This is a genomic window from Leeuwenhoekiella marinoflava DSM 3653, assembly GCF_900129005.1.
In the GTDB taxonomy this organism is placed as follows: Bacteria; Bacteroidota; Bacteroidia; order Flavobacteriales; family Flavobacteriaceae; genus Leeuwenhoekiella; species Leeuwenhoekiella marinoflava.
This window is the reverse complement of sequence record NZ_FQUN01000010.1, coordinates 136,204-153,496: the sequence shown is the minus strand read 5'-3', so window position 1 is coordinate 153,496 and position 17,293 is coordinate 136,204. Positions and strand designations below refer to the sequence as shown.

General features: G+C 40.8%; 13 protein-coding genes and 1 pseudogene. 9 read left to right on the top strand and 5 right to left on the bottom strand.

Annotation, left to right across the window (positions count from 1 at the left end; translation table 11 throughout):
• The first annotated feature begins 7 nt into the window (after positions 1-7).
• The 4 genes and pseudogenes from BUB91_RS10390 to BUB91_RS21280 form a co-directional block, all read left to right on the top strand.
• Positions 8-3,040, top strand: coding sequence for a type I restriction endonuclease subunit R (locus BUB91_RS10390; RefSeq protein WP_073099176.1), 3,033 nt, complete (start codon positions 8-10; stop codon positions 3,038-3,040).
• Entirely contained in the window at positions 3,030-3,758 is a 729-nt protein-coding gene (locus BUB91_RS10385; protein WP_073099175.1) for a M48 family metallopeptidase, read from the top strand. The genes BUB91_RS10390 and BUB91_RS10385 overlap by 11 nt, the downstream gene beginning before the upstream one ends.
• A gap of 114 nt (positions 3,759-3,872) precedes the next feature.
• Positions 3,873-4,478: a VRR-NUC domain-containing protein gene (locus tag BUB91_RS10380; protein ID WP_073099174.1), complete on the top strand. Its 606-nt coding sequence runs from the start codon at positions 3,873-3,875 to the stop codon at positions 4,476-4,478.
• A 91-nt stretch (positions 4,479-4,569) separates the two neighbouring features.
• Positions 4,570-4,683: pseudogene (locus BUB91_RS21280) on the top strand (SAM-dependent methyltransferase); the annotation flags it as partial.
• 70 nt (positions 4,684-4,753) lie between these two features.
• Here the strand turns inward: BUB91_RS21280 and BUB91_RS10370 are convergent.
• A complete protein-coding gene (locus BUB91_RS10370; RefSeq protein ID WP_073099172.1) occupies positions 4,754-5,080 on the bottom strand; it encodes a YegP family protein in 327 nt (108 codons plus the stop codon).
• 222 nt (positions 5,081-5,302) lie between these two features.
• Here BUB91_RS10370 and BUB91_RS10365 point away from each other — a divergent pair, with 222 nt between their 5' ends.
• Positions 5,303-5,962 carry a class I SAM-dependent methyltransferase gene (locus BUB91_RS10365; protein WP_073099171.1) on the top strand — a complete coding sequence of 220 codons (660 nt, stop codon included), beginning with the start codon at positions 5,303-5,305 and terminating at the stop codon, positions 5,960-5,962.
• Positions 5,963-6,013: 51 nt separating this feature from the next.
• Here BUB91_RS10365 and BUB91_RS10360 read toward each other — a convergent pair whose 3' ends face one another.
• On the bottom strand, positions 6,014-6,265 hold the full coding sequence (locus BUB91_RS10360; RefSeq protein ID WP_073099170.1) for a helix-turn-helix domain-containing protein: 252 nt from the start codon (positions 6,263-6,265) through the stop codon (positions 6,014-6,016).
• A gap of 636 nt (positions 6,266-6,901) precedes the next feature.
• Between BUB91_RS10360 and BUB91_RS10355 the strand changes: the two genes are divergently transcribed.
• A complete protein-coding gene (locus tag BUB91_RS10355) occupies positions 6,902-7,501 on the top strand; it encodes a DUF6266 family protein (RefSeq protein ID WP_128759344.1) in 600 nt (199 codons plus the stop codon).
• 289 nt (positions 7,502-7,790) lie between these two features.
• Here the strand turns inward: BUB91_RS10355 and BUB91_RS10350 are convergent, their stop codons facing one another.
• Positions 7,791-8,012 (bottom strand): helix-turn-helix domain-containing protein, encoded by a 222-nt coding sequence (locus BUB91_RS10350; RefSeq protein ID WP_073099168.1) that lies wholly within the window; start codon positions 8,010-8,012, stop codon positions 7,791-7,793.
• A gap of 174 nt (positions 8,013-8,186) precedes the next feature.
• On the opposite strand from BUB91_RS10350, the gene BUB91_RS10345 reads away from it, so the two are divergent.
• Entirely contained in the window at positions 8,187-9,905 is a 1,719-nt protein-coding gene (locus tag BUB91_RS10345) for a hypothetical protein (protein WP_073099167.1), read from the top strand.
• A 1,324-nt stretch (positions 9,906-11,229) separates the two neighbouring features.
• Here the strand turns inward: BUB91_RS10345 and BUB91_RS10340 are convergent.
• Together BUB91_RS10340 and BUB91_RS10335 are read right to left on the bottom strand one after the other, a co-directional pair.
• The gene (locus BUB91_RS10340; RefSeq protein WP_073099166.1) at positions 11,230-12,090 is read right to left on the bottom strand and encodes a DUF3037 domain-containing protein; all 861 of its coding nucleotides are present in this window, start codon (positions 12,088-12,090) and stop codon (positions 11,230-11,232) included.
• A gap of 84 nt (positions 12,091-12,174) precedes the next feature.
• Complete coding sequence (locus BUB91_RS10335) at positions 12,175-13,002, bottom strand: HipA family kinase (RefSeq protein WP_073099165.1); 828 nt, start codon at positions 13,000-13,002, stop codon at positions 12,175-12,177.
• Between the two features lie 2,484 nt (positions 13,003-15,486).
• Between BUB91_RS10335 and BUB91_RS10325 the strand changes: the two genes are divergently transcribed.
• Together BUB91_RS10325 and BUB91_RS10320 are read left to right on the top strand one after the other, a co-directional pair.
• A complete protein-coding gene (locus BUB91_RS10325; protein WP_073099163.1) occupies positions 15,487-16,092 on the top strand; it encodes an RNA polymerase sigma-70 factor in 606 nt (201 codons plus the stop codon).
• Between the two features lie 76 nt (positions 16,093-16,168).
• The gene (locus BUB91_RS10320) at positions 16,169-17,284 is read left to right on the top strand and encodes a FecR family protein (protein ID WP_073099162.1); all 1,116 of its coding nucleotides are present in this window, start codon (positions 16,169-16,171) and stop codon (positions 17,282-17,284) included.
• Positions 17,285-17,293 lie beyond the last annotated feature (9 nt).

Below are 17,293 nucleotides of genomic sequence, written 5' to 3'. Positions count from 1 at the left end.
ATAAGTTATGAACCACATAGGCAAAGCAGAGCGGCCTTCCCAGGATCGTATTGTTCAACTTTTTCAAAACGAGTTGGGCTACCGGTATTTGGGCAATTGGCAGGATGATTTGCGTACCCAGCCTGTAGAAGAAGATTTACTCAGAAATTTTCTAAAAAGGCAGGGCTATTCTGCTGCGCTTATAGACCGTGCGGTATCTAAGTTTTTAAAGTCGGTCACCAGTATTGCTTCCGGCTTATACGATGCCAATAAGGAAGTGTACAAATTACTCCGATATGGCGTCAATGTACGCGAAGAACTGGGGGAAGCAAAAGAATCGGTTTGGCTTATTGATTGGGCAAACCCCGAAAACAATGACTTTGCCATTGCCGAGGAAGTGAGTTTTAAGGGTAAGCACAACAAACGCCCTGATATTGTAATCTATGTCAATGGTATTGCCCTTGGAGTTTTGGAGCTAAAGAGTTCGCGTAAAGGCCTTACTGAAGGTATTCGGCAAAATCTGGATAATCAAAGTGATCATTTTATTCCGAAATTCTTTACCACAATACAGTTGGTGCTGGCGGGTAACGATACCCAGGGTTTGCGTTACGGTACCATCAAAACTTCCGAAAAATATTACCTGAAGTGGAAAGAGCAGTCGGGTACTGCTGAATATGATTATGTTATAGACACGCATTTGGTTCAGCTTTGTGCAAAAGGTCGCATTCTTGAAATCATAAAAGACTTTACCATTTTTGATAAGGGCGTTAAAAAACTGTGTCGTCCTAACCAGTATTTTGGGATTAAGGCCGCACAAAAGCGCATTTACAATAAAGAAGGCGGTATCATCTGGCATACTCAGGGTAGCGGCAAGAGCCTTACGATGGTCTGGCTTACCAAATGGATACGCCAGAATATTGACGACAGCCGCGTTTTAATCATTACCGATCGCGAAGAACTGGATGATCAGATTGAAAAGCTGTTTATAGGGGTAGAGGAGCAAATTTACCGTACCAGTTCAGGCAGGGATTTATTAAACGTGCTCAACCACAAGACTGAGATGCTTATCTGTAGTCTCGTTCATAAGTTTGGCAACCGCACCGATGAGCCCGACTACGACAAGTACATTCAGGAACTTAAAGAAAGCCTGGGTTCAGATTTTAAAGCTAAGGGGAATCTGTATGTCTTTGTAGATGAATGTCATCGAACCCAAAGCGGAAAGTTACACGAGGCAATGAAAGCCATTCTGCCGGAAGCTTTGTTTATAGGTTTTACCGGTACCCCATTACTTAAGAAAGACAAGCAGAAGAGCATAGAGGTTTTTGGCCCTTATATAGGCAAGCCTTACAAATTTGATGAGGCGGTAGAAGATGGTGTGGTGTTAGATCTATTGTATGAGGCACGCGATGTGGAGCAGTTTGTGACCGATCAGGACAAAATTGATGAGTGGTTTGATGCCAAAACTGAAGGCCTTACCGATATCGCAAAAATCGAACTAAAGCGTAAGTGGGGTACTATGCAGAAGGTTCTGGGTTCTAAATCAAGGCTTGCAAAAATTGTCAATGATATTATTCACGATTTTGATACCAAACCGCGTTTGTTTACCGGTGAGGGTAATGCGATGTTGGTTTCAGGAAGTGTATATCAGGCCTGTAAGTATTATGAGTTGTTTCAGCAGGCAGGTTTTAAAGAATGCGCTATCATTACATCCTACCAACCCCATCACGCAGACATAAAAGGAGAAGATTCCGGGGAGTCAAGCCCTACCGAAAAACTCCTGAAGTATGAGGTATATACTCAAATGCTTAAAGGCAAAACCACAGAAGTATTTGAAGAAGAAGTGAAGGAGCAATTTATAAAGGAACCCGGCAGAATGAAGCTGCTAATAGTGGTAGATAAGCTGCTTACCGGTTTTGACGCGCCTTCGGCAACTTACCTTTATATAGATAAAAGTATGCAGGACCACGGCCTGTTTCAGGCGATATGCCGGGTAAATCGGGTAGATAAAGACGATAAAGAATACGGATACATTATTGACTATAAGGACTTATTTGAAAGTGTAGAACGATCCATCCACGATTATACCTCCGGGGCTTTTGATAAGTACGATGAAGATGATGTAAAGGGATTGCTTAAAGACCGTTTTGAAGAATCACGAGATCGGTTGGAAACAGCTTTAGAACGTGTAAAAGCAATTTGCGAATCCGTGCATCCTAAGGATGAGCCATCCTTTATTCGTTATTTCTGTGGTAATACTGAGATTCCTCAGGACATAAAAGATCGGGAAGAATTGCGCGTAGCTTTATATAAGGCTGTGGTTTCGCTCATCAGAGCCTATACCAATGTGGCCAATGAAATGGGAGCAATGGGCTACACCGCAAAAGAGTCTGAAACGATAAAAGATGAAGTAAAGTTTTACACTGATTTAAGAGAAACCATAAAAAAGGCAAGTAGGGATTATGTAGATCTCAAGCGCTTTGAGTCTGGAATGCGTCAATTGATGGATCGCTATATTGATGCGATGTCCAGTAAAAAGATTTCAGACTTTGAGAACAAGTCTTTGGTGGAGTTAATTGTAAATCTGGCCAGTGAACCTGATGCTGAATATAAAACCAAAAAACAGGAAGCGGTAGCAGAGACCATTGAAAACAATGTGCGTAAAGTAATCATTGAAGAGTCTCAGGCCAACCCCAGGTATTATGAAAAAATGTCTCGTCTACTGGACGAGTTGATTGCTCAGCGTAAAAAGGAGACGCTGGCCTATCAGGAATATCTCAAAAAGATCAAGGAATTAGCAGAGTTGGTTACTTCACCTCAAAAAACCAACAGCTATCCGCAAACACTTGACAACGCAGCAAAGCGAGCCTTGTATGATAATTTGGATCACAACGAAATATTGGTATTGGCACTTGATAATGTTATTAAGGCTAATAAGCTGGATGGTTGGCGTGATGGAGCCATCAAGGAGCGTAAATTGCGCTTAGCGATTCAAAATCTCTTAAATGACGAGGAAAAGACAACTGAATTAATGGAAATCATCAAGGCGCAACGTGACTACTAGCAAAGAACAATTAACCATAGCAAATATAGAAATTGATGTCCTTAAAAAGAATATCAAAAATATGCATCTGGCGGTATATCCTCCCACGGGCAGGATCCGTTTGTCCGCCCCTTTTGATGTGGATAATGAGGTTATACGCTTATTTGCGATTTCTAAATTATCATGGATCAAGAAGCACATTAAAAACTTTAAAGAGCAATCCAGAGAATCAGAACGTGAATTTGTAGATGGCGAAAGCCACTATTTCAAAGGCAAGCGCTATTTGTTAAAAGTCGAGGAAACCAGTGGCCCTGCATCGGTATATTTGGAAGGGACTAAAGAATTGGTTCTTCAGATAAAACCTAATGCAAGTCGTGCAGAGAAAGCTAAGGTGGTTAAAGAATGGTATCGTAAACGATTAAAAGAAGAAATACCAGATTTACTACACAAATGGGAAAAGCATATGGGGGTTAAAGCAGCAGATTGGGGAGTTAAACAGATGCGCACCAAGTGGGGAGCCTGCAATATTGAAGAAAAGCGTATTTGGCTTAATCTGGAATTAGCCAAGAAACCTACCATTTGCCTGGAATATATAATTGTACACGAATTAACCCACTTACTCGAACGCAATCACAACGATCGCTTTGTAAAATATATGAATGTCTTTATGCCAAAATGGAGGTTGTACAGGAATGAGTTGAACCGTCTACCCGTCGCGCATAACGATTGGTTGTATTAATGGAAGTTAATTTATCAGTGAGATATCGGAAAATCTTTTTTGATACCAATGACTGGATGAGCTAGAAGAATAAAGAAGGCAAAACCTTAGACGAACTGAAAATAAAATAAAATTATGCCCCAATGTATTATCTGTAAGGCAGAAACGAAATTTGAAGGAGGCTTATGCTATCCTTGTTATAAAAAAGATAAATCAAAAGAAAAAGAAGTTGTGCTACCTGAAGCTTCTGGTCTGAGCCATCAGGAACGTAACTATCGTTACAATATGATTAAAGGTCGTATTGCAGAAACTTTAATACAAGAGCTCTTTTTAAGTCTGGGGTTTAATGTTTTTAGATATGGAATGGAAAATACGATCCCCGGAATTATGGAATTACTAAAAGGAGTGAAAAGCGATGTTGCCAGCGAGATTCGACGTATGCCAGATTTTGTGATTCAAAACCCCAATAATAATTCGGTACACTTTATAGAAGTGAAATTTAGGACGAATGGATGCTTTACCCTTGCAGATCTTTATAAGAATTATCCGTATCAAAATGCACTTATTATTCTGGTATCTAAGAAACACATCAAATGTATTAGTGTAGAAGAATTAAATACTGGAAAAGAGATCAATGAGACTTCAAGAAATTATTTAGGCTCGAGAAAAGAATTTGAATTAAATAAAGATGTAATCATAGAATTCTGCGCTTTTGCAACGAAATTCTTTGAAGGGGTTTAAAGCTTTGGTCTTTTTTAGAAATAGTTTTTAAACAATTCTTCTGCTTAGCTATTAATAAAAATTGATACATGAAGATTATCAACTCATTGTAATGACTAAACCCTCCACCTGGCCTACCAAAGATGCCATGCAGCAGGTGTATGAACAGAAGCTGTGGGGTGGGAGGGATACCCCATTTTATTCCGGGAAGGGTTCGCATCATCCAGTTAAAAGCTTCGTATCAAGATCGAAGCTTCTTAAAAAAGGAGGTGTACGTCTACCACTCAACGAACTATTTAGAGTTCTTCTACAGTAGCATTAGGAGCATTTGTTTTTACGGAAGCAATCCCATTCTCCATACCTGAGGTAGCTTCATACAGTTCACTCGTACCGATGATTTGACCATTGGTTGCCTTTAAATTGAAATAATGTTTGGCATTCTTTGATTGTTTACGTTCGAACCGCTGATCATGCTGTGAATTTTCCCTTACCGATTGAATGCCATTCGTACATCCCGCTTTTGTAGTATATCCTTCACTGGCCAATATAGTTTGTCCGTTACTTGCCTTTAAACGAAATCGATATTCAGTTTTAGCATCTTGATAAACTTCAAATTTCCCCATGATGTATTAATTTAGTGAACTTTAAAGGTAAATAAAATAAAGAAAAACGACAACCACATCTTTGTTAGAGCAGTTGCACTGACCCAGCGCATATTCAAAAAAGTTCTTATGACGTGGTTAAAGTAAGGAAGATTTTTAAAAGATTGAACAGTGATTTCTCGACTGTCCCTTCGATAAGCTTAAGGTGACATTTCGATTTAATAGCGCATTATATTACCTCAAATGAACACCCCCTCCAAAACCCCCTGGCCCACCAAAGACGCTATGAAACAGGTGTATGCCAAGAACCTGTGGGGTGGGAGTAACACCCCATTTTATTCCGGGGCGGGTTCGCACGATGCAGAGACTGTACAGCTATACCTAAAGGCGGTTATATGCTTTTTTAAAAGTTTGGAAAATCCACCTGTAGTCTGTGATCTGGGGTGTGGGGATTTTAATGTCGGGAAGGAGTTGGTCTCCTATACCCAAGCCTATAAAGCCGCAGACATCGTCCCGGAGTTGATCGCGCATAACCAAAAGACGTTTAAAAGCAAGCAGCTCACTTTTGAAACCTTAGACCTAGCCAAAGACCCGTTGCCCGAGGGCGATATTGCGTTGTTGCGGCAGGTATTGCAACACCTCTCCAATGCCGAGATCCAGACTATCGTCAACAAGTTATACGCATTCAAGTACATCATCCTTACCGAGCACGTACCGGAAGCGGAATTCATACCTAATACGGATATCATCTCCGGACAAGGTATCCGACTTAAAAAGCAGAGTGGGGTTGAGCTGCTGGCACCTCCTTTTAATTTTAAAGTAAAAGCGACCAAACAGTTGGTATCCCTTCCGGCTCCGGGTACTAAGGGTACGTTGGTGACGACCTTGTATACGGTGTTTTAAGGTTATTCCGTATTCAAAAATACTAGATCTATTCACTGCCTCCGCAGTGTGCTATAGCTTGGGATGCTCCTCTTCATCCAGATCGGTTTTCCGCTGCATACTCATCTTGCTTTTATGTTTCAGGATGGTTTCAATATCCTCTTTCAGGTAATAGACCGAATAGCCTATTTTAATAGCGGGCAGAATTTGTTTGCGCCTCCAGCGGTAGAGGCAGGAGGGTGTGACCTGAAACAGCTGCACCATATCGGCAGTAGTCAGGAGTTCGAGGCTTGTAGGGGCTTTGCGGTTTTTTGTACGTTTCATACGAATACAATTTGTGCCACAAGGCGTTAGTAAAATACGTGACGCAGCATACGTCACAACAGAGTAGGGGGAAAACAAACTAGTCTAGGCGGTAGTCCTGACTTGTGATTTATTAAAAAAGACTACTAAGGTAGGGATAAAATGCATACGTTAGGTAAACAATTTTAACAGTTTACTATTCTTGATTAATATTCAACAGTCTAAATTTTAAGTTTTTACAAGTGAAATCTACTTTTGTTTGGGTGTGCTTACGGTTTCGGTCGCAGTTCGTTCGGTCAAAGTCCCATTTTTCAAAAACACACCCTAACGATTTTGTAACAGGAGCCTAAAAAGTTCTGAAGCATCCCCGAAGCTCACCCGAAGGAGACCCGAACGAGACCCGAAGCAAACCCCCTGAATTTTGCAATATGCCTGCAATAGGTTGCGAGGGTGTGCAACGGTATGCACAAGCGTGCCAATCTCTGCAAGAGTACTTTTAAACAGTACGATTGCATACGATCTAATGCTATGCCAAGCAGCTACTTGGATACACTAAAAACCCAAGCTACTTTAGTTCCTCAAATCAATGTTTAACTCAAAAAAACTAAAATTATGGGAACATTTGAAAAAGGAATCCTGGGTGGATTCAGTGGTAAAGTGGGAACCGTAATCGGAGCACGCTGGCGCGGTCGTAATGTATTGCGCAGCTTACCGGTTACCAGTAACAGGCCTCCAACCGAGGCGCAGTTAGAACAACGTCTGCGTTTTAAAACAGCAGTACGGTTTCTCAATCCGATCAAGTCTGTTGTAAGCGTCTATTTTGGGCAAGCTCAGGGAGACAAATCGCCTTACAATTTGGCTACTTCGTATTACATCAAAGAGGTGGTGGTTCCTGATGGAATGGATGATTTTGTAATTGATTATCCTAAGGTGCTTATCAGTAAAGGGGATTTGCAAAGTCTGGCAAACCCTACTGCTACACCAGCTGCGGGCGAAGAGATCACACTGGCGTGGGAAGACAACAGCGGTCAAGGTAAAGCGGAGGCAACAGACACCCTGCTCGCCATTGGTTGTGTGGAAGCGCTCAACCAGGCAGTGATCTTTAACAACGGCGTGCAACGCGATGCCACAACAGAAACCTTACAGTTTCCGGCCTATATGGCGGGGATGGAGATCCAGTTGTATGCAACCTTCATCACAGCCGATGCGAAAGAAGCCGCAACCAGTGTGTATCTGGGCGCAGTAACCTTAATTTAAGCGGATGCAACCTGAGATTGAAAATCCACATGCTGAAAAGCGTGTGGGTTTTTTGTATTTGGAGCACTTCGAGCACCTCAGTGCTCGTTTGAATGTTAATAAGCCGAACGCTGAGGCCACTCGAAGCGTGAGGTAACCCGGTCTTGCAAAACCTGAGTACTTCCGGTTATACTTTGTAACAGGTGTTTGGTTAAAAATTGAAACGGCAACGTTTCCGATTAGGTTTTTAAACCCCTTGATACCGTCTTGAATAAATGGTATTCGATTACGGGGCGGTATCGATTAGGATTTACTTTTCCTCCGGTAATTTCAGGTCCTGATGCAATTCCATAAACATCTCCCCGGGATCGACGTCTATTGCCAAAGCAATGAGGTAGAGTTCGTCTGCTCGGAGTTTTGTTGATTCGTTCAAACTAAGTTGAGATAATCGGGCCTGACTTATTCCTGTGCGCTTTGAAACTAAAGCTCGATTTACAGATTTTTTAGTCAAGTATACTCCTAGTGAGGTCATATTTATATAGAATTTATATAGATAAATGTAGGAATCAATAAGATATATATGTTAATTCTGTATTTATGTTTTGAATTTTGATAGATTATGAATAGATTTATTTAGATTTTCTAAAGAAATCAATAGTTTTTGAAAAATTAAATAATCATCAGAATCTTATTAAATATGTGAATTATGAAAACCCAACTTCAATTTCCGCCTCAATTTGCGCTCCGTGATGCGCTCGAACCGCTTACCGAAGCCTTGTTTAGTTATGCTACAGTAAATGCGCTGTACCTTACCGAAATCCGTAAAACACCCGATGCGGTCTACAACCTCCTGATTGTGGTGCAGGATACCTCGACCTTAACTGAGTTGCAGAAGCAGCTGCCGGTAGTGCAGGTGCAGTTTCCGGGTTTTGCCCTGCAGGCCTATACCGAAAAGCAGGTGCGAGCCGGCCTGCAGCAAGGAGCCTTGTATTTTTTGCGTTTTTGTCGGTTTAGCATTCCCCTTTACAGCTCCAATGCCGCGTATACCCCGGAACCCCTTTCTGAAGGAAAGCTGCACAAATGCCTCGCCAAGGCTCAGAAGCAGACCGATCGTGAAACAGCACGTATCTGTACTTTTTTTGACACCGCGGCGGGTTTGTTTGAACAGGAAAGCTATTCAGCTTCGGTATTGGCGCTGACTGAGGTTTTAAAAGCAGCTTTAAACTTCGGCTGTAAGCTCTACACCGGACAGGTGCAGTCGTATGTTTCGCTGGAGGCGCAAGTAACGGCGCTACGGTTCTATCTGCCCCAGTTGCGGGTGATTTTCCCCAAACGCGAAGCTTCCGATACTGCCCCCACCGAGCTGGAATGGCTGGATGCCTGGTCCACCGAAGGTTTTGACCCGGATGAATATATGGACCGGCACAGGTGTTACCAGATACAGATCCGGATGGAGCGGGTATTTACGGTGGTGGATGCTGCTGCTCAGGAGCTGCTGGCCGCCTGTATCTCAAGCCAACCGCCTGCTGAACCGGTGCCGGAAGTGCTGCCTCAGGCAGCTGAAGCCTATGCGCCTTTGGAACATGCATTGCAGCAGGCTATGAGCTGCCTTAGGGAAACCTATCGGGTGCATTCTGCTTACCTGATCCACAGCGCGCAAGACAGCCGCTTGCAGCCTGCCAACTGCTTTATGCCTACCGAAGAGCAGGTACACCAGAGCTTTGCGGTAGTATTGCTGATCACCCATAAGGCGGTTGGGATGAGTCCGGCTCAACTTACTGACCGGGTCTATAACCAAACCGGGCAACGCATACGCATCTGCTTTGTTTTGGAAACGCTGAAGCGGGCACACAAAGCGTTGGACTTTGGGAGTAATTTTCTGCAACGTGTGATCGGGGAGGGCAAGCTGCTTTATGAAGAAGATGGGCAGTTGCGGAAGTTTCTAAAAACCGGTTGTTTTTACCATCCTGATAAATTCCGTAAGCTTAAAAAATACTGGGACATCCGTATCAACCGCGCACAGTATCTGATTGAGATCACCCGCATTCTGGATACCCACGAAGATGAATTGGTACAACTGCATCTGTATGAGGAAGCCTTGATCCAAACCTGCCTGGGCTTGATCCGTTTGTTTTGGGAGTACAGTCCGGCTTATACGTCCTTGCCTTATCTTTTAAACCTGTGCCGCAGTTTCACCCGTTTTCCGCAGGAGTTGTTAGAGACAACATCTTTTAAAGCCCGACGTCGGTTGTATTTACTCACCCGCGCCCAGCAGCATTTGCGGTACGGCACGTTCAGCAAGGTGACTTATGACGATTGTACCGACAGCTATCACCTGTGTGAACGGTTTCTGGAGCAGGCAGAAGCCTTAGCGGAGGAGCGTTTGCAGGTGTTGAAACGCAAGACGTATCAGCGAGCGGTTTAGTGATTTTTTGGTATGAAGACAAAAGAACAGGAGTATAAATAGAAGTTATAGTTTCTATATCATGTTTTGTTCATTTTCTTTACTCGTCTAAAGAAAACGAACCAAAAGAAACGACGCCCTCGCTTAGGAATTTTTCGCTTAGGGCGAAAACCGTCTTGTCAGCTCCGCGTCGCTAGCGCTCCTGTCCTTCGGAGCTTCCCACGCCTATTCTGAACCGAGTGAAGGGCATTCGTTTAACCCTTCAGGTATGGGTATTGTAGTGTTTTCAATTGAGTTAGAATCCAACTCCCTTTTCCTTGGGAGAAGGGTTGGGGATGAGGATAATTTTTAACGGGATGCACTTAATATACTTACCAAAAGGAAACTAAACCCTTCGGGTATGAGAATTCTGAATTTAATGGTAAAACGGCCTACTTTTTAGATCCGTAGTAAAACAAGCAAATGCCGCAGGGTGGGCAGTGGAGGATAGCCTAGCGTAGCGGTTTGCTATCCGCAGGATAAGGGATTTGCGTAGTTTTCAAGGATCTAAAAATAAGCCTTGATCTTTTGGTTCTTTTGTATCAAGACAAAAGAACAGGAAGATGAATAGAAGTTCTAGTTTCTATATCATGTTTTGTTCATTTTCTTTACTCGTACCTTTTCAAAAGTCAGTTTAAATACTACTTTATTTTGAGCAGTGCATTCCTCTCCCTGCGGTCGTCGGATGCAGAAAAGAAACGACGCCCTCGCTTAGGAATTTTTCGCTCGATAATCGAGGTTAAACTCTAATGAGCTGGTCTTGAATCCTAGACTTAGTTTTGTAGCGAGTATGGTACTCTCTTCAAAAGCCGTTTTACGGTCGAAAACCACCTTGTCAGCTCCGCGTCGCTATCGCTCCTGTCCTTCGGAGCTTCCTGCAGCTATTCTGAACCGAGGGAAGGGCTAAAGAATACTATTCTTAGTTTCAATTTGGAGACGGCCTACTTTTTAGATCTGTAGTAAAACAAGCAAATGCCGCAGCGGTGGGCAGTGGAGGATAGCCTAGCGTAGCGGTTTGCTATCCGCACGATAAGGGATTTGTGTAGTTTTCAAAGATGTAAAAATAAGCCTTGATTTTTTGGTTCTTTGGCATCAAGGCAAAAGAACAGGGGGATGAATAGAAGTAATAGATTCTTTTCTTTTCTAGATCTTGTGGCTTAGAAGAAGTGGCACGCGATGCAATCGCGCGCAAACCGGGGTATCTTTTAGCATTCCAAAAGGAACGATTCAATTTGAATACGGGTTATCTGAAACAGGTGCTACCTGGGTACGCTTAGCGCAATACGGTTTAAGCGTATTTATAAGATTATAGTTCAGTAAGGAATTTAGCAGCTTTCTTTTCAAAAATCTGATCAGCGACTTTGTCAGATTCTTCTGGATGAATAACAGAAATTAATTCATTGTATCGTACAGATTCCCAAAGTTTATGTTCTTTAGTATCTATTTTTTCAGGTTCTTCACAAATTAAGTAGAAATTGTTGTCCTTTAAAGGCTTATCATACTTACTCGATAAGGAGGATATTAATGCAAAATAATGGCTTATATCTTTATCTAAACTTTGAGCTGATTTGTCAAAAGCTAGTGATTTAGCACCAATTAAAGAACCATTTAACCCTATACAATCCATTTCATAATTGAAATAAATAGAAGGAAATACCTCTGGTTTAAATTTATAGTGCGTATGTACTTTTTTATCTACTTTATTTATTAGTTTTTTTTCAATAATAGTTCGAGAGAAAGATAATACATTTGGCAGTACTGTATGATATTTTTGAACTGGCTCGTTAAATAAGAAATTGATTAGCCTTTCAAAAGCTATATCATTCATTTCTTCATATATGGAATTCGGTTTAGAAAATTGAATTAAACCATTAGAATAACTACTTAAATAATCAAAATAAGATATATTAGAAAATTTATCGAATTTGTAAAATAGCTTTAATTCTTCATTATCAGAATTTACGGTATTGCATTTATCAATAATTTGATTGACAATGAAGTCTACATTTACATTTTTATCATCAATTAACTTTTTAGCTAATCTCTTTTTTCTATCAGAAAAAAAGCACCGAAACTTTTTACCATCAAACAAAAGCACACCTATCGCTACAGAATCTTCTGTTGCAATGTTGGGTGACAACTTCAATATGGAATAAAAACTTTTCATCTGCTATTTGCTGTTGTATTATAGGAAGAACGTAAAATCAAAAATACATTTTACTTTTTTGATAAAATCTTTACTTGGACCTTATCATTGCCGAAGTCTGTAAACGTATTCATCAAAAACGTTAGAATTTCTTTCTTCGTTAAATAAAAATGATTTTAAGTTTGTAATTAAATCTCGATCAATTGTATAAAAATCAACTATTTGATTCATAAAATCATCAAAACTTTTATGGCATTTTTCGAGACAAAGATAGAAATAATCCTTTTCATTGTTGATAAAATCATCATCTATTGTGGTGTTCTTCTTTATAAGGAAACCTAATTCTGAGACTAATAAATGGTCGTTTACACTAACGCCTACACCATATTCTGGGTTTAAATCTTGATAAGCCATCGTACTTAAAATAAACGCATTATCTATTGGCAATACTCTAAACTTATTAATATTGGGTTCTAAAATGAGATTATAATTACTGGGCTTTCTGTCGTCATTTTCTACCCAGGTATCAAATAAGGTGATGTGAAAAACATCTAAAGGATTCAATATTTTATTGTATGCTTTCTTTTTATCGGTGACTAACAAGGCATTTACATCAATTGAATTTTTAACAAATTTAGAACCAAAACAAGGCATATCGTAATAATTGGGCCTGTGATAGATAGATAGACCATTTTGCGGTGTTATTAATTCTTTGGCAACGTTAACTAATTTCACCTCTGGTGCTGCAACTTTCCAAAGGTTTAAACAATATGCTGCTAAGCATTCATTAATCAGTGCAAATGGAGGGTTTTTACCTTTGTCGTTTTTTGCTACATACATTTCAAAATCACTACCCAATATCAATAAAGGACTGTGACCTTCGGTAGGTAACTCTTTTAGAATAGAATTTGTATGTATACTGTCTAAAATCAATTAATTATTTTCTTAAATATTCTTACCTTCATAAAAAAACATTACTTGAGTTGGTTCAAAAAAGTAGTAGTTGGTTCACCCTTATTAAAAAATAATCCACAGCAAGCAATTCATCCTGATTAGTTTTTTCAATGTCTCTTTTGTATGACTCGGGCTTATTTTCAAGAGGATTGTCTTTATTACAACTAAGTTATTAGATCGATTAAATATAGCGATATCCCTAAAAGAATCTTGGATGTTCAATGTTTTTAAATACCGGAAATAAATTTTAGCATTAAAAATGTAGTAGTCTTACAAAATTTCATTAGCTACAAAATGTAATACTATTTTAAGAACGTGACTTTTAGAGTAGCTTACTATCCCTAAAACTCCACCAGTCAAAGGCTATGTTCCGCGTCGCTACTCGTGTTATGGTAAAAGCAACCCTTACTGAGTGAAAATAGTCTATGCCAAATGAAAAGATACGATCTCAAAGCCTATGCGCCACCTGGTTTATTCGCTAAAAAGGTCTACAAGGCCTTTTCTTAACGCTCTGCCCTCACGCCTATTCTGAACCGAGGGATCGTAATTCGTATAACCCTTCGGGTATGAATACTTTCTTTTTTCTAAAATCTCAAATCTCTTATGCAATACATTTTTAAAACGGCCTACAAGAAGGTATCGTCAAATTTGAAGGGAGCGAAACGTCGCAGGCGGTTCTGTTTGAGGGCGGTGCGCCGCCCGAGTTAAGCGCATGCAGTGCAGTGAACGAAAAATTTAGATACCGTCTTGTGAGCCTTGATTTTTTGGTTCTTTGGCATCAAGGCAAAAGAACAGGGGGATGAATAGAAGTTATAATTTTTAAATAATGTTCTTTACTTTTCTTTACTCGCGTCATTCTCATTTTTACGGGAGCTCGTGAATCTCCTAACGTAGGTTTAGCTCGCGTGATTTTTATTTTACGGGAGCTCGTGAACATCCTAACGTCGGTTTGTGTGTTTATAGGTTCTATTCGTGTTCCTTACTTTTCTTTGCTCAAGAGACTCCTACGTCGTTTTAAGACTAAAGGTTCTCTTGGAACAGTGCATTCCTCTCCCTGCGGTCGTCGGATGCAGAAAAGAAAAGACACCCTCGCTTCGAAATTTTTCGCTCGATAATCGAGATTAATTTTTTTAAGCTGGTCTTGAATGCTAGGTTTAGTCTTGTAGCGAGTATAGTACTCCCTTCAAAAGCCGTTTTACGGTCGAAAACCGTCTTGTTCGTTCCGCGTCGCTACCGCTCCTGTCCTTCGGAACGCCCTGCGCCTATTCTGAACCGAGGGAAGGGCATTCGTTTAACCCTTCGGGTATGAATACTTTCTTTTTTCTAAAATTTCTTATGCAATACATTTTTAAAACGGCCTACAAGAAGGTATCGTGAAATTTGAAGTGAGCGGAACGTCGCAGGCGGTTCTGTTTGAGAGCGCGATAGCGGTTGAGTTAAGCGCATGCAGTGTAGCGAATGAAAAATTTAGATACCGTCTTGTGAGCCTTGATCTTTTGGTTCTTTGGCATCAAGACAAAAGAATAGGAACACGAATAGAAGTTATAGGTTCTATTCGTGTTCCTTACTTTTCTTTGCTCGTCCAAAGAAAAGTAACAAAAGAAAAGACACCCTCGCTTAGGAATTTTTTGCCTTGTGGGCAAAAACCGGCTTGTCAGCTCCGCGTCGCTACCGCTCCTGTCCTTCGGAGCTGCCTGCGCCTATTCTGAACCGAGGGAAGGGCATTCGTTTAACCCTTCAGGTATGGGTATTATAGTGTTTTCAATTGAGTTAGAATCCAACTCCCTTTTCCTTGGGAGAAGGGTTGGGGATGAGGATAATTTTTAACGGGATGCACTTACTATACTGACCAAAAGGAAACTAAACCCTTCGGGTATGAATACTTTCTTTTTTCTAAAATTTCTTATGCAATACATTTTTAAAACGGCCTACAAGAAGGTATCGTGAAATTTAGGGCAGAGCGTTAAAGAATAGTCCGGTGGACTATTCTAGCGAATGAGCCAGCTTGCCGCGTTGGGCTTTTTTAATCAGAAACTATGCAGTGCAGTGAACGAAAAATTTAGATACCGTCTTGTGAGCCTTGATTTTTTGGTTTCCAGCCGCATCAACTCGCTCAAAGACATGCTTTGCCGTATCAAGGCAAAAGAACAGGGGGATGAATAGAAGTAATAGGTACTTTACTTTTCTAGATCTTGTGGCTTAGAAGAAGTGGCACGCGATGCAATCGCGCGCAAACCGGGCGTTCTTTGGCATCAAGGCAAATGAACAGGAACACGAATTCAATAGAGGTACATGTCTACTCCAAACTAACTCCAAACATACTACGGTCACCGTTGGTTAATGAAGACTTAATTTTAATTTCATTAATATTGAGGAGATTATTTGTAATGGATAAGATAAAAACACTTGCTATTTATTCTCGTTCTAAATAAAGTGTATATTTGCCAAATAAGCTAGTACTGCATGTTCCCTAACGCTGATACGTCTTCTGAATTATTACTTTTTGCTCAATTCAAAAAAGGAAGCGAGCGTGCGTTTACGCATTATTTTAATACGTTTTATCCGGCGATTACCGGTTTCTGTAAGCAGTTTGTTTATGATGAGGAGCAAGCCCGTAGCATTGCCCAAGAGGCCTTTATCAATCTTTGGTTGAATCGGGAGAAGCTTCAAAAGCCGGAAGGCATCCCTTCTTTTTTGTATACTGCTGCCAAGTCTAAATGTCTCAATGTACTCAAGCATGAAAAGGTGGTGCGGAATTACCGGGATGTGGCATTGGCTGAAAAAGAGCAGAATCTGAATCTTGAAGTCTTGAATGCATTGGATTACGACAGTTTGAGTCTTACCGAACTGCAAGAAAATGTTTCGCGTTTTTTAGAACAACTCCCGGAGCAGACCCAGATTATCTACACCATGAAGCGGGTAGCCTATAAAAAAAACGCAGAGATTGCAGCCGAGTTGAATATATCAGTTAAAACCGTAGAAGCCCATATGACACGGGCTTTAAATCACCTTCGGGAGGCGCTTTCAGACTACCTTCCTGCCTTCTTAATCGTACTCTTTCTAGAGTAATCTTAAAAAAATCACAATTTAACATAGGGTTTGCTGATTCTGAGTTGTACTTAGATCAAACCCGCTATTTAAAGCAATGGATAAAGCTATTCTCTATAAATACTTCAACAATGAAGCGACAGAAGCAGAAGTCGGTTTGTTGTTTGCGTGGATTGAAGCAGCGCCTCAAAATAGAAAAAAATTTATACAACTGAAAACAGCCTGGGCGCTTACTTCGGCAGCTCAGATGGATGCAAGCCTTTTAAAGACTCAACGTCCTCAACTAAAACCAGTACACAAACGGACTAAAGTTTGGCACTATGCAGCAGTTTTTCTGGTATTGCTGGGAGGAGCACTCACCTGGTATGCTTCGCGATCTGCATTTGAACCGAAAACAGAAAATGCAATTGTACTTGAGGTATCTCAAGATGCTTCTTATAGCCTAGAACAAGAACAAACTGTCTTGATTACTGCTGCTAATGGTATGCAAGTGGCAGAGGCTACCGCGCAACAGATAACTTATAAAAAGGATGCAGACCGTACCCAGGTGTTGCCCCAACGCATCACGGTACCTTATGGAAAAACCTACAAGGTTTTGTTAGCCGATGGTTCTCAGGTATACCTTAATGCAGGCAGTACGTTGGAGTTTCCTAATGTCTTTACCGGAGCAACACGAGAAGTACGTTTAACCGGGGAAGGCTTTTTTGATGTAGTTAAAAATCCTCAAAAACCTTTTCAGGTGCATACCGGTCCGCTAACTGTAGCAGTACTGGGAACCCGTTTTAATGTAGCGGCTTATGCAGAATCTGGTTTTATTGAGACTGCATTGGAAGAAGGTTCTGTAGCGCTTCATCAAAATAAAGACCCTAAGTCTGGTATGGTATTAATCCCGGGTGAGTTGGCTTCTTTTAACCGAAACACCCAGCAGCTTACTAAAGAGCCGGGCAATATAAAACAAAAAATAGCATGGATTTACGGTGAGCTGTTACTGGATAATACGCCATGTACGGAAATCTTAAAGACGCTAGAGCGGCATTATAATGTAAAGATTCATAACTACTATCCGGGGCTGGCACAGCAAAGCTTTAGCGGTACTGTAAAACTTGATTTAGGCATTGAGCAGCTCCTGCAATTACTTCAGTTGGATACAGATTTTGTCTATGAGATTCATGGACAGCATATTACCCTAACCAAACCTAACACCCACCCTTAATTTATAGCT

Bases quoted from the DNA above. Each gene is read 5' to 3' on its own strand.
- BUB91_RS10370 (WP_073099172.1), bottom strand. From the start codon at position 5,080: ATGGGGAAATTTGAAGTTTATCAAGATGCTAAAACTGAATATCGATTT.
- BUB91_RS10365 (WP_073099171.1), top strand. From the start codon at position 5,303: ATGAACACCCCCTCCAAAACCCCCTGGCCCACCAAAGACGCTATGAAA.
- BUB91_RS10390 (WP_073099176.1), top strand. From the start codon at position 8: ATGAACCACATAGGCAAAGCAGAGCGGCCTTCCCAGGATCGTATTGTT.
- BUB91_RS10380 (WP_073099174.1), top strand. From the start codon at position 3,873: ATGCCCCAATGTATTATCTGTAAGGCAGAAACGAAATTTGAAGGAGGC.
- BUB91_RS10325 (WP_073099163.1), top strand. From the start codon at position 15,487: ATGTTCCCTAACGCTGATACGTCTTCTGAATTATTACTTTTTGCTCAA.
- BUB91_RS10340 (WP_073099166.1), bottom strand. From the start codon at position 12,090: ATGAAAAGTTTTTATTCCATATTGAAGTTGTCACCCAACATTGCAACA.
- BUB91_RS10345 (WP_073099167.1), top strand. From the start codon at position 8,187: ATGAAAACCCAACTTCAATTTCCGCCTCAATTTGCGCTCCGTGATGCG.
- BUB91_RS10320 (WP_073099162.1), top strand. From the start codon at position 16,169: ATGGATAAAGCTATTCTCTATAAATACTTCAACAATGAAGCGACAGAA.
- BUB91_RS10350 (WP_073099168.1), bottom strand. From the start codon at position 8,012: ATGACCTCACTAGGAGTATACTTGACTAAAAAATCTGTAAATCGAGCT.
- BUB91_RS10360 (WP_073099170.1), bottom strand. From the start codon at position 6,265: ATGAAACGTACAAAAAACCGCAAAGCCCCTACAAGCCTCGAACTCCTG.